10 protein-coding genes are annotated in these 12,194 nt (G+C 60.2%); 1 reads left to right on the top strand and 9 read right to left on the bottom strand.

Annotated features, from left to right (window positions below; all coding sequences use genetic code 11):
• Both RJQ10_RS05120 and RJQ10_RS05115 read right to left on the bottom strand, forming a co-directional pair.
• The coding region (locus RJQ10_RS05120; protein WP_350144288.1) for an aminotransferase class III-fold pyridoxal phosphate-dependent enzyme at positions 1-444 on the bottom strand (444 nt) is incomplete at its 3' end.
• Positions 434-2,044 carry an AMP-binding protein gene (locus tag RJQ10_RS05115; protein WP_350144290.1) on the bottom strand — a complete coding sequence of 537 codons (1,611 nt, stop codon included), beginning with the start codon at positions 2,042-2,044 and terminating at the stop codon, positions 434-436. The genes RJQ10_RS05120 and RJQ10_RS05115, both read right to left, overlap by 11 nt.
• Positions 2,045-2,214: 170 nt before the next feature.
• Between RJQ10_RS05115 and RJQ10_RS05110 the strand changes: the two genes are divergently transcribed.
• Entirely contained in the window at positions 2,215-3,240 is a 1,026-nt protein-coding gene (locus tag RJQ10_RS05110) for a serine hydrolase domain-containing protein (RefSeq protein ID WP_350144287.1), read from the top strand.
• Between the two features lie 9 nt (positions 3,241-3,249).
• Here RJQ10_RS05110 and RJQ10_RS05105 read toward each other — a convergent pair whose 3' ends face one another.
• The 7 genes from RJQ10_RS05105 to RJQ10_RS05075 all read right to left on the bottom strand — a co-directional run.
• Positions 3,250-4,488 (bottom strand): aminotransferase class V-fold PLP-dependent enzyme, encoded by a 1,239-nt coding sequence (locus tag RJQ10_RS05105; RefSeq protein WP_350144285.1) that lies wholly within the window; start codon positions 4,486-4,488, stop codon positions 3,250-3,252.
• Between the two features lie 94 nt (positions 4,489-4,582).
• Positions 4,583-5,098 carry an asparaginase domain-containing protein gene (locus RJQ10_RS05100; protein WP_350144283.1) on the bottom strand — a complete coding sequence of 172 codons (516 nt, stop codon included), beginning with the start codon at positions 5,096-5,098 and terminating at the stop codon, positions 4,583-4,585.
• Positions 5,099-5,107: 9 nt separating this feature from the next.
• Complete coding sequence (locus RJQ10_RS05095) at positions 5,108-6,220, bottom strand: serine hydrolase domain-containing protein (RefSeq protein ID WP_350144281.1); 1,113 nt, start codon at positions 6,218-6,220, stop codon at positions 5,108-5,110.
• Positions 6,217-8,868, bottom strand: a complete 2,652-nt coding sequence (gene pepN, locus RJQ10_RS05090; RefSeq protein ID WP_350144279.1) for an aminopeptidase N — start codon at positions 8,866-8,868, stop codon at positions 6,217-6,219. Before pepN ends, RJQ10_RS05095 begins: the two co-directional genes overlap by 4 nt.
• A gap of 26 nt (positions 8,869-8,894) precedes the next feature.
• The gene (locus RJQ10_RS05085; protein WP_350144277.1) at positions 8,895-11,075 is read right to left on the bottom strand and encodes a TonB-dependent receptor; all 2,181 of its coding nucleotides are present in this window, start codon (positions 11,073-11,075) and stop codon (positions 8,895-8,897) included.
• An 89-nt stretch (positions 11,076-11,164) separates the two neighbouring features.
• Complete coding sequence (locus RJQ10_RS05080) at positions 11,165-11,800, bottom strand: TetR/AcrR family transcriptional regulator (RefSeq protein ID WP_350144275.1); 636 nt, start codon at positions 11,798-11,800, stop codon at positions 11,165-11,167.
• A partial coding sequence (locus tag RJQ10_RS05075; protein WP_350144274.1) for an MFS transporter occupies positions 11,797-12,194 on the bottom strand: 398 nt, incomplete at its 5' end. The genes RJQ10_RS05080 and RJQ10_RS05075, both read right to left, overlap by 4 nt.

The raw sequence follows: 12,194 nt of genomic DNA, 5'->3' as shown, positions 1-12,194 counted from the left end.
ATAGCTGCCATGATAGGCGCCCTCGATCTTGGCGATCTTGTTGCGCCCGGTTGCAGCGCGCGCCGCCATGACCGCGATCATCACGGCTTCCGTGCCCGAGTTGGCAAACCGGACCTGTTCGATGCCGGGCATTCGCTCGGTCACCAGTTCCGCCAGCCGAATTTCCGCCTCCGTCGGCAGCGCAACGGAGAGCAGTTTGCCCGCTTGCTCCCGCAGCGCTGCAACAATGCGGGGATGGCAGTGACCGTGAATCAGCGCAGAGTAATTGTTGATACAGTCGATACGCTCGACACCGTCGACATCCCAGACTCTGCAGCCCTCCGCCCTGTCGATGTAAACCGGATAGGGCGGAAAATAAACGGTGTTGCGACTGTTTCCACCGGGCATCACAGACAGGGCGCGCTGGTACAGCGCGTGTGATCGGGATTGCTTGTCAGGATACATGCGGGCTCTCCTCGTTTTGTGTCCGCGCACCGTCGCGCAAACGCTGGCGCAACAGCTTCTTGTCCAGCTTGCCCAGGGTGACGCGGGGTATCTGGTCGACGACGAATACCTCTCGCGGCACCTTGAAGTCGGCCAGCTGATCTTTGCAGTGCTTGATAATGTGTGCGGCCAATTCGGCCACTGCGGTTGTCTCCGAGATACCGGGTGCCTCCACAAAAGCCACCGGTACTTCATCGAGCATGTCATCCGGCCGGCCGACCACCGCGACCTCGAGAACACCGGGCACTGTCGCCACCACCCGTTCGATCTCTGACTCCGCCACGTTTTCCGCTCCCACGCGCAGCATATCGCCGGAGCGGCCGTTAAAGGTGATGCAGCCGTCTGCGGTGGCGGTCACCATGTCACCGGTGTCAAACCAGCCGTCTGCATCGAAGGCCTTGTTGGTCGCCTCCGGGTTGTGGAGATAGGAATGAAACAGGGAGAGTCCGGGAATACCGCGCAGCCACAGGCGCCCGCTCTCCCCGAATGCTGCATCACCGCCATCCGCAGCGCGTACCTGCACTTCGTATTCCGGCGAGGGCAGGCCCATACTCATTTCCCGATCCGGCATGCCCGGGGTCGAATAGATGGGCAGGGCAACGGTTTCCGTCATGCCGAACCAGCCGATACAGGGAATCCCCAACAATTGCTGAATAATATCGGGATTGTGCGCACCCAGGCCCCAGCGCTCAATGTGGTGCTGCGGGGGGATAGGCCGGGACATCAGGGCTTTCAGGGCAAAGGGAATCTGGATACCCCAGGTGCATCGGTGTCCCACCACGCAATCCCAGTACCGGGAGGCGGAAAACCGCGGTTGCAGGACAAGAGTCGCCCCCGCCCACAGGGTCGCCAGATGCGAATAACAGAGCGCGTTGGTGTGATACAGGGGCAGGAACACATGGCCTATGTCCGCGGGCCGGATCATGCACACCTGGGCATTGCTGCGCGCGGCAAATATTGCGTTGGCATGCGTCCACAGCACCCCCTTGGGACGCGACGTGGTACCCGACGTATACTGCACCGAATTGCAGGCCAGCGGGTCGGAATCCACCGGCTGGAACCCGCCGGCGTCAATCATCAGTTCCGCAAAGGCCAGGGCACCGCCGATATCCGCGCTGGCAGGCTCGGCCCCCGCATCGTGGTCGATACAGGCAATCCACGCCAACTGCTCGCCGGCCGCAGCAATACGCTGCAGATAAGCCGGCTGGGTCAGCGCCACCCGGGCGCCGCAATGGCCGATAAAGTAGTCCAGCTCCTCGCCGCTGGAACGGGTGTTGGTGGTCACCACCACCGCGCCCAGTTGCGAGCAGGCATGCCAGGCCTGAAGGAACTCGGGGCAGTTATCCATATGCAGCAGAACAAAGTCGCCCTGCTTTACCCCCCGGGCCCGCAATCCCGCTGCCAGCGACAGCACGGAAGCGTAGAATTCCCCATAGCTGATCGAGCGCGAGGGTGAATCAAATGGAGCCCAGACAATAAACGGGTGGTCCGCACGGCTCTCGGCCCGCCACCGGAGTAGCCAGGGAACATTGCGCTGGTTGCTGCCGTTGAGCCGGGGTATCTACCGGCATGACGATGATCCTGCTGCAGTCGTTGCGGTCACGTGTTCTACCCTGCCTTTCTCGATGCGGTTGAGCGTTGACTTATAATATGAACAGTGTTCATATTAGCAGAATCCGGCGGCCTGGCAAGCAAATTAACGCTTTCCCGACCCTTCACTCAGGAGCGCTCGTGGAAAAAGACATCGAACAACTCATGATAGCGACAGCGGCCGAGGCGCCGGGAGTACTGCTGGGAATCAACGCCCCCTTTCAGCAATTGCGCTTCCAGGGTGCCTCCGGGGCATACTGTCGGGCGGATGACTCGGCGCTGGAACCGGGCCATGCCTTTCGCATCGCCAGCATGAGCAAGACGTTCACCGGCCTGCTCTGTGCCCAACTGATCGAACAGGGCAAGCTAAGCCTGCAGACACCGGTGGTAGAGCTGCTGCCTGCGCACATTGCCGCCAGGGTTCCTGTCGCCCCCGGCCATCAGCGGGAAGAAATCACGCTGGAGCTGTTGCTCTATCACCGGGCGGGATTCAATGATTTTGCCTTGTCGGAAGAGTGGTTCCAGGTGCTGGCTGGCGACCCGGGCAAGTTTCGGGCGCCGGGAGAGATCGCCGAGTGGGCACTGGACAACGCGAAGCTGGTGGGCGCCCCCGGCGAGACCTACCACTACTCGGATACCGGCTATGTCCTGCTCGGACTGTTGCTGGAGCAGCTGACCGCCAGCTCCTATGCGCAGCTGTGCCGGGAAAACATATTCGACCCGCTGGGCATGGACCAGACCTACCTGGAAGGTCATGAGCCGGCACGGGGCGATTTGTCCCACTGCTATATCAACATGAATGGCGACCACATCGATGCCCTGCAGATCAACGGCAGCTGCGACTGGGCCGCGGGAGGACATGTATCAACCCTTGGTGACCTCGACAACTTCCTGCGCGCTACCTTCGCCGGCAAACTCACCCGGCAGCCGGAAACTCTGGATATGTTTCTCAGGGGCAAGCTCGCCAAGGAAGGCTACCACTACGCCATGGGCATCGGCAGGAAAACCATCCACGGCAAAACCCTGTGGGGCCACCTGGGCCACTGGGGTTCCTTCATGTACTACTGTCCCGAGGAGCGCCTCAGCCTGAGTGGCACCCTCAACCATGACGGCGCGCAACACAACGTGTTCCTGCAACAGCTGCTGCGGATTATTTTCCCGGACTGACCGGCAGCCTCAGATCAGGGCCTGATCCAGCGCCGCCAGTATCCTGTCGACCTCGGCTACGCTGTTGTAATGAACGAGGGAAATCCTGACCACGCCATCTGCCGGATCAATCCCCAGACTGGTCATCAGCCTGTGGGCATAAAAATGCCCATGCTCAACGCCAATATCGCGGGCCTGCAAGGCTTTGGCCACATCGGCAGCTGACTTGCCCAGCGGCTGAAAAGCAATGGTTGTCGACCGGTCGCCATCCCTGATATGGGTTTTGCCCAACAGCCTGACCCGTGGTGCATGGTCCAGGTAATCGACCAGGGGGGCAGCCAGCCGAGCCTCATGGGCGGCAGTCAAGGCATGGACTGACTGCAACATGGCCGCGGCCGATACCGACTCACTGCCGCCATGATGCCGGTGCAAGGCCGCGAAATAATCCAGCACGCCCTGGCAAGCGGCCACCTGGGCATGCTGCGGTCCGGCCGGGTTGAATCGCTTGTGACTGTCACCCTGGATAAAAAAATGGCTCTGGGCCTGGATGCTTTCCTGCAGCTCGGCGCGCAGATACATCAACCCCTGATGCGGACCAAACACCTTGTAGAGGCTGAACAGGTACATATCCACATCCAGCGCCTTCACATCGGGGATATGGTGCGGCGCATAGGCCACGGCATCGACGCAGGCTTTGGCGCCGCTGCGCTGTCGAATACCGGACACTATTTCCGCAACCGGATTGACCGTGCCAATGATGTTCGAGCAGTGCGTAAAAAATACCCAGCGGGTCCGCTCACCCAGCAGGGGATACAGCTCAGCCGGATCCAGTAATCCCGTCGACGGGTCGATCGGCCACTCCTTCACGACCGCGCCCTGGGCTTCCGCCTTGCGCCGCCAGACGCCATGGTTCGACTCGTGGTCCTGCCGGGTCACTACAATTTCGTCCCCCGGCCCCCAATCGGCACCCAGTGCCTGCGCCATGACATAGCTGTTGATCGAGGTGGAAGGGCCTATCGTCAATTCGTCTGCGCCAATATTCAGCGCCCTGGACCAGCCGTCACGCGCCCGGTCCATGGCCAGCCCCGCTGCCCGTGACGACGGGTATGGTGAATAGGGCTGGACGCGCCAGTGCCTGTTGTAGTGCTCAAGGTTGTCAATAACGGGTTGGGCGAGATAGCTGCCCGCGGCGCTGGCGCAAAATACGAACTCGGGCTCATCCTGCAGCTGGGGAAAATTCGACCTGACAAAATCGATAGAAAGTTTCACACTTGTCCTCATTGAATTGTTGATGCCGTTGCGACCCGATTACGCCCGGCCTTGTCGTATATCCCGGCGATTTCTACCCGCGTGGGAAATGCGCTCAGTTGGCCCGAGCAGGGTCACGTGCGACATAGTCGCCGGTCTTGTCGTCTTTCACCACCTCCGCCGGGTGCCAGATTCGCCCATTCATGGCAATCCAGACACCGACAGGACCCTCCCCCAGGGTTTCAATAGCGAACTCCAGCGCCGCCGGTGCATCGGATCCCGCCTCACCCAGTGGAACCATGGAGCCGACCAGGACAATGCTTTTCGATTGTGCTTCACGGCCAAGGTGCCGGCGCAGGTACATCCCGGTTGCAGGCATGGTGTACGTACCATGGGGAATGAGGATGCGCTGTAGCCGAGTCGTCTCTATTGCTGCCGCAAGGCGCTCCCGATCCGTGTCCTCCAGGGACCGGGAGTCCTTCATCACCACAATCTGCGAATCGATTTCAAGGTGCAGGCGCGAAGCCTGCTGCCCAAGCCACGCCAGCACCCGGCTGTCGGCCGGCGGGGGCGCCGCAGGATCGACGATACCATTGATCGTGCCCCCGGTTTCAAATACACCCAGCAGCATGGTTTCTCGCTACTGCTGCATGAACCTGGCGGACCACTGCTGTATCAGGTCCATCCACAGATCGTTGCCGCCGGCACTGTTGATGAGACAGACAAACCCGAGCTTTTTCTCGGGAACAATGGTGTACACGGTACGCCAGCCAGGATTGCCGCCGGTGTGCTGGACCGCCCGGACATCTCCAAGGTCGATCACGTAGTGACCCAGGCCAGCGTAGAAATCCAGCCCCATCTCGGTCTCGGCGTAACGATCAGGACGATGCATTTCTGCAACAGAGGCAGGTGTCAGGACGCCGCGACCGGACGCCTCGCCATTGGGGCCATCCATCTCGGCACAGGCAAACCGTGCCAGCTCCGTGATCGTGGAATACATGCCTCCGGCGGCCTTGCCGTTGGTGCGATACAGCGGGATTTCCTCCAGCGTATCGCTGTAGGGGGTTGCCACCAGCGGCAGCTGCGAATCGCGTATTTCGAAGCTGGACTCGGGCATTCCCAGTGGGTCGAGAATTTCCTCGCTCATGAACTCGGTGAAGGTTTTTCCAGTGATCTCCTCGATGATCAACTCCAGAATGGTGAACCCGCCACCGGAATATTCGCACACGGTGCCAGGCTCATGCAGAAGATGGACCGGCTTGCCATAGGGGTCCGGATCAAGCCCCCATTTCAGGCAGTACTCCAGCTGCCGATCATCGAGGGAAGGTGTCCGCCCGTAGAGAATATCGTCCACCGTATACCAGGTGCCATCGTAGAGCGTTCCGCCGCAACCCGAGAGCGAAGTGCCACCAAAGTGCATCAGCAACAGCCTGGGCGTGACTGCCGCCGCGTCATACTTAGATGGCGGCAAATGCCAGCGCGTCAGGTAGGTATCGATGGGCGCGTCCAGGTCCAGCTTGCCCGCCTCCACCAGCTTCATGATTCCCCAAGCCGTCAAGGACTTGGAGATGGAAGCGATCTGGAACATGCTGCGCTCGCTTAGCGGCGTTTGCGCCTTCACATCCGCATAGCCGTAGCAGCGCAGGTGGCTCACCTCGGAGTTTTCGATCAGGGCCAGCGCACATCCTGGCAAGTTCAGCGCTGACAGCTGTGCAGGCACAGTGTTGTCGAGGTGTTGAACGAATTCTTTCATGGTGTTTCTCCAGCCAGGGCTTTGCTCACAATCTCGTAGAGTCCTTTCGATATTTTCGCGTCTCGTACTTTCCTGAGCGCAGCGCGCATCAGCTCCTGCCGGCCGTGATCGAACCTGCGCCACTGCAATATCTGCGGCATCAGCCAGTAGGTCGAGCCCGGCTTGACCCCGTCGACCAGAATCAGGCGCTCTGCCAGCATGTCGTAAGCGCGACCGCCGGGTTCGTTGAAGCCGACCCGGTTCTGGCGAAAGAAGCCGCCGTAGAAGGCCATCGCCCTCGGGGCATTCATGATATCCATGGCCGGGTGCTGCTCCAGCTCCAGGACCAGGTCAACGGCGTTTGGCAGGCGTGAAAGTGCCTGGGCGTTGAACCACTTGTCGATAACGGGCGGCTTGTGTTGCCAACGCTGGTAAAAATCGGCGAGACCCTCCGCACGCTCGGGGCAGTCCACATGGCACAGGGCTGCCAGGGCCGCGAATCCGTCTGTCATGTTTTCACTGCTGCGAATCTGGGCAAGGCAGAGGGCGAGAACCTCCTTGTCCGGGTCGGCCAGCAGCAATTCAAGGCAGCGGTTGCGAAGGCTGCGTTGCCCGATAGCCTCCGCTGAAAACACGTAGGGTCCGGCAACCGCCAGGGCGTGGTAGCGCTCGAGCAACCGCTGGCGATTGTTCGCAGTCAGTTGCCGGGCGATGTAAGCGCGCGCGGCGTAGTGGCCATCAATATCAATCCGGGCCAGACCAGCGCTCAGGGCTGGCTCTTCTGGCAGCGCCAGTAACTCCGCAAGCAGGCCCGGCTCCGTTTTCTCGTCACCCAGCAACGCAGACCAGGCGTCGGAGAAACCCTGGTCCAGCTCCAGAGGCGTTTTCGCATGCCAGTGCCTGGCCAGCTCCCGGGTGACGTTGATCGCCAGCGACTGACCCGCTTGCCAGCGATTATAGGAATCGGTGTCCCTGGACCAGAGGAAGGCCAGCTGCTCGTTGGACAAGTCCGCCTGCAGGGATACCGGGGCGGAAAAGCCCCGCAGCAGTGAGGGCACGGGCTCGGAGGGCATGTTCTCGAACCTGAAGGTCCGGGATTCCTGGCGCAACTCCAGCAAAAGATTGCCGTCTACCATCCTGATATCCGGGTGATGTACCGACAGCTCATCGCCTGATTGATCCAGCAATCCTGCCAGCACCGGGATATGAAAGGGTTGTTTCGCGGGCTGCCCCGGAGTCGCGGGCGTCGACTGGCTCAGCCGCAGCTCGTAGCACCGGGTTGCAGCATCGTAGCTGCCGCTGGCCACTACCTGCGGACGCCCGGCCTGCTCATACCAGCGGTAGAACTGCGACAGGTCATAGCCGCTGGCATCCTGAATGGCAGCGATAAAATCCTCGGTAGTAACCGCTTGCAGGTCGTACCGTTCAAGGTACAGCTGGACTCCCTGACGGAACAACTCATCGCCGATCAGGCACTGCAGCATACGGATAACTTCGGCGCCCTTTTCGTACACAGTGGCGGTGTAGAAGTTGCGAATTTCGATGTACTCATCGGGTTTCACCGCATGCGCCGCCGGGCCGTCATCCTCCGGGAACTGATTGCGCTGCAGGGCTTTGACAAACTCTATGCGCTTGACCCCCGCGCCGGACATATCCTGGGAGAAACACTGGTCCCGATAGCGCGTCAGGCCTTCCTTCAGGCACAGCTGGAACCAGTCACGGCAGGTCACCCGGTTGCCGGTCCAGTTGTGGAACACCTCGTGGGCCAGAATGCGCTCGATGATCAGGTAGTCTGCATCGGTGCTTATGTCCGGATCGGCGCAGATGCCGTTGGCATCAAAGATGTTGAGACCCTTGTTTTCCATGGCCCCGACATGCCCGGTCAGTGCAACGATATTGTAGACATCGAGATCGTACTCCCGACCGTACTTGTCTTCCTCCCAGCGCAGGGAACGTTTTAACGCACCCATGGCAAAATCGCACTCACCGATGCGTTCCCGGTCGGCGTAGATTCCCAGTTCGATCCTGCGGCCGCTGCCCGTGATGTATTCGTCGCTGAGGCAGGCAAAGTCTCCGGCGACAATCGCAAAAATATAGGACGGCTTGGGAAACGGGTCCTCCCAGCGCACCCAGCGCCGCCCATCTACCAGCGCGCCCTCCGCCACAGGATGCCCGTTGCCGAGCATCACAGGATAGGCAGCGGAGTCACCAATCAGGGTAACCGAGTACACCGCCAGCACGTCGGGCCTGTCCGGAAACCAGGTAATCCGGCGCAAGCCCTCGGCCTCACACTGGGTGGCAAGTTTGCCGGAGAGCTCGAACAGGCCTTCGTCACCCTCGTTCGCGGCGGGGCTGATCGTCGTTCGGGTCATCAGGGTACAGCGCGGCGGGAGATCGAACACGCTCAGCACATCGCCTTCCACCCTGTACTGGGTGGGCGGCAACGGCTCGCCGTCCAGCGCAATGGCATCCAGCGACAAACCAACGCCATCGAGCTGCAGCGGAACGACTCCTCCAAACTTGCGCTCCAGCAACAGGTGGCTCTCCACCACCGTTGCCTTGCGGTCCAGCTCAAACTGCAGCTGCACAGACTTCACCAGAAAAGGAAACGGGGCGTAGTCCCGCAGCCGGATCGGCTGCGGCTTGCTACTGGGAGCGGAGATCGTCAATGGATGCAAGCCTGTGGCGCCGGGTATCAGAACCGGAACTGCAACTCAGCACCATAGGTGCGCGGGGCAATCAGGGCGTAATGGTAGAAGGGGAAGACAAAAGAGCTGGCGCCGAACAAAGCATTCACATTCTCTTCGTCAGTCAGGTTGCGCCCCCACAGCGTGACCTGCCAGCTGCCGTCTCCGCCCGAAATACCGAGCCTGGCGTTGACAATACCCTGGCTGTCGGCCGCGAAGAAGGGGTCGTTGTTGGGCTGGGTAAAGAATTCATCCTGGTAGGCGTAGTCCAGCCGGAAGCTACCCTGCAGGTAATCGCTAAAGTCCCAGTCGGTCTGCACGCCCACATTGGCGGTCCATTCCGGCGCCCGGGTCAGCTTGTTGCCGGTGTAGTCGGTCGTCGCGTCTACCACGTAGTCATCGAATTTGGCCTTCGCGTAGCCCACACCTCCATACACCGTCCAACGCTCCAGCGGCGTCCACTCGAAATCGGCTTCGAAGCCATCGCTGACCGCTTCACCGGCGTTGCTCTGCTGGAAACCCACACCGGCAATAAACCGGCTCTCCTGCTTGTCTTTGTATTCCATGCGGAACACCGCGATGTTCACCCGCAGGCTATTGTCGAGCAGCGTGGACTTCAAGCCGAGTTCGTAGGAATCCAGGGTCTCAGCATCGAAACTCACCAGGGATGCCGTTGTGCTGATCGAGTTGTTGAAGCCACCCGCCTTGTAGCCACCCGCATAGCGGACGTAGGCAAGCAGATCATCATTGGGCTGCCAATTGAGGCTGATGGTGGATGTGACCTCCTCATCATTCTGGTCATCCTGCAGAGTAAAGGGAGAGAACCCTGCCGCAGCGGCCAGGGCATCGGCCCCCTGTTCGTAATCCAGTTCCTTGTCGTCCTCGGAATACCGAAGCCCGGCCGTCACACTCCACTGATCGCTGAGGTCGTAAGTGGCGTTGGCGAAGAAGGACAGGCTGTCAGTGTCGATAACCGAGGTCGCATTGATATCTACCCCATTGGGCAATCCCGGGTTGACATCCGAGGGCTTCAGACCGCTGCCGATAAAGCTGTTGAGGCCAAAGAAGGCGAAAATGGTATCGCCACCGCTCAGCGACTGGGTAAAAACGTCAAATTCCTGGTGGTAGAAGTAGGCTCCGGCGACCCACTCAAGCCGACTGTCACCACTGTTTTCCACCCGCAACTCCTGGCTCCAGGAGTCCATGTCACGCGTATCGACAGCGGTCAGGTCATCCAGGGGAGTCCAGTCCGCATCATTGCGGTAACTCTCCTCGAGTTGCTGGAACGAAGTGATGGAGGTGAGCGTGTAGTTGCTGAAGTCGTAGTTCACATGCAGGGTCAATGTGCTGTCTTCCACGTCCTCGAACCCGGGATCAGGGACATTCACGTCGTAGCTCGTCTCCAGGGGTTCGCCCTGGAAACGGGTGACGTAGCTGTTCCCGTTCCCACTGGCTTCGCGATAGCTGCCGGTCAGCAGGACGTCCAGACGCTCGCCGGGACTCCACAACAGCTGCGCCCGGCCAGTTGTGTAGTCGACGGTGTTCACGGTGCCGCCGAAACTGTTGTCCAGGAAGCCGTCCCGCTCCATGTCCACCACCGAGAACTTGGCGGCAAGGGTGTCACTGAGGGGCACGTTGATGAGGCCACCGATCCGGGTAAGGTTGTAGTCGCCCACACCCACCACCAGCGTGCCGCCGAGCTCATCGGAGGGCCTTTTGGTGGTGATGTTGATCGCGCCCACGGTGGTATTGCGGCCAAACAGCGTGCCCTGGGGGCCCTTGAGGACCTCCACCCGCTCGATGTCCAGCAGATCGCCGTTAAAGGCGGAGTCGCGGCCGATATACACCTCGTCAACGTAGACCCCCAACGCCGGATCATTACCCAGACCGCCGCCCGAGGAAATGCCGCGCAAGGTAATATTGGTGAACTTGTTGGTGGTGGGCTCCAGGTAGGTCATGTTCGGAACCAGCTGGGTAATATCCTGCAAGCGCATCAGCCCCGCCTCGGCGATGTCCTTCGCGGTGAGCGCGCTGATCGCCATGGGTACCTCCTGGAGGTTTTCCTGGCGTTTCCGTGCCGTCACCAGCACCTCTTCCAGTACCTGGGAAAATGCGGTCTCGCTGGTCAGGGCAATACTGAGCCCGAGAGTCGAAACGGCGGCTACTTTGAATGAGGACCTCGTGTTCATGCGCGACTCCTGGCTCACAGATGGGCTAAATGAACGGTGTTCATATGAACAGTGTTCATTTAGCCTGTCAGTTCAGGTTTCGTCAAGACCTATTTTGAAAATACTGACCGCGCACCTTGCAGGAACGCGTCCGCCAGGACAGTGGCGAGCGCATCGACATTCTGGTCCGGGGCCTCACTCGTGGTGACCATGCCATCCAGCATTGACATGGCGGCGCCGTGACACAGGGACCAGACTGCGAGCGCATAGGGGTAATGAATTGCAGATCTGGCAGGATCGTAGCTGCCCTTGCCATACCACCACTCCACCGCCAGTTTAAAACTGGTATCTCCGGCCTCATGAACTTCCGGGAGTGCCCGGTAACCCACAACCCGGCGACTGAACATCAGGCGGTAGAGGTTGGGATTGGCTGCGGCGAAATTCAGATAATCCCCGGTCAGCTGGCGGAGAACAGCCTCCGGGTCGGCGATACTGTCATAGGCACTTTGCTCCAGTACCACCAGCTGGCGATAGCCATCGGCGGCAACCGCCGCCAGCAGCTCATCGAGATTGCTGAAATGGTTGTAGATGGCCGATGGAGCAACCCCCACCTCCCTGGCCACGCGCCGCAGACTGAGGGCATCGAGTTCTTCATGCTGCAGCAGACTTTCCGCAGTCGAGATCAGCCGGTCGCGGAGGTTGCCCTTGTGATAGCCCTGTTGAGAGGCTGATTTGGATACATTCACCGGATTGCCAATTGTTCGAGACGACGGCGAATTATAGCGTGGCGGCGGGCGTCAATGGGGAAATTCCAGAGGATCGCGGCGGCAGCGACGCTGGTAACGGCCGGGATGATGATATAGGTCGTATGGAGCCCCCACAGAGCCACCCCCTGATTATCGACACCCAGCTCATAGCCAAACAGGGCCAGTAGTGGAAACGCAATGCCCGCGCCCACCCCCATGGTCCCTTTCTGCAACAGGGCCTGGATTGAGAAATAGTTGCCCGTATTGTTGCTCCCGGACTTGAGTGTACCGTAGTCCGAGATATCACCCAGCAAGGCCATGGGGGCGATATAGCTGGCCGAATTGATAAATGCCGTCACGATCACCAGTAACATGACGGGTAAAAACGCCTCCG

It is taken from the genome of Haliea sp., from assembly GCF_040222615.1.
Classification (GTDB): Bacteria; Pseudomonadota; Gammaproteobacteria; order Pseudomonadales; family Halieaceae; genus Haliea.
The sequence above is the reverse complement of the archived record's forward strand: the minus strand, read 5'-3'. Positions and strand labels throughout refer to the sequence as shown.

Excerpts from the sequence above, each read along its gene's own strand:
- RJQ10_RS05100 (WP_350144283.1), bottom strand. The coding sequence starts at position 5,098 with ATGCTGCTGGGTGTATTTGAAACCGGGGGCACGATCAATGGTATCGTC.
- RJQ10_RS05095 (WP_350144281.1), bottom strand. The coding sequence starts at position 6,220 with ATGAAAGAATTCGTTCAACACCTCGACAACACTGTGCCTGCACAGCTG.
- RJQ10_RS05085 (WP_350144277.1), bottom strand. The coding sequence starts at position 11,075 with ATGAACACGAGGTCCTCATTCAAAGTAGCCGCCGTTTCGACTCTCGGG.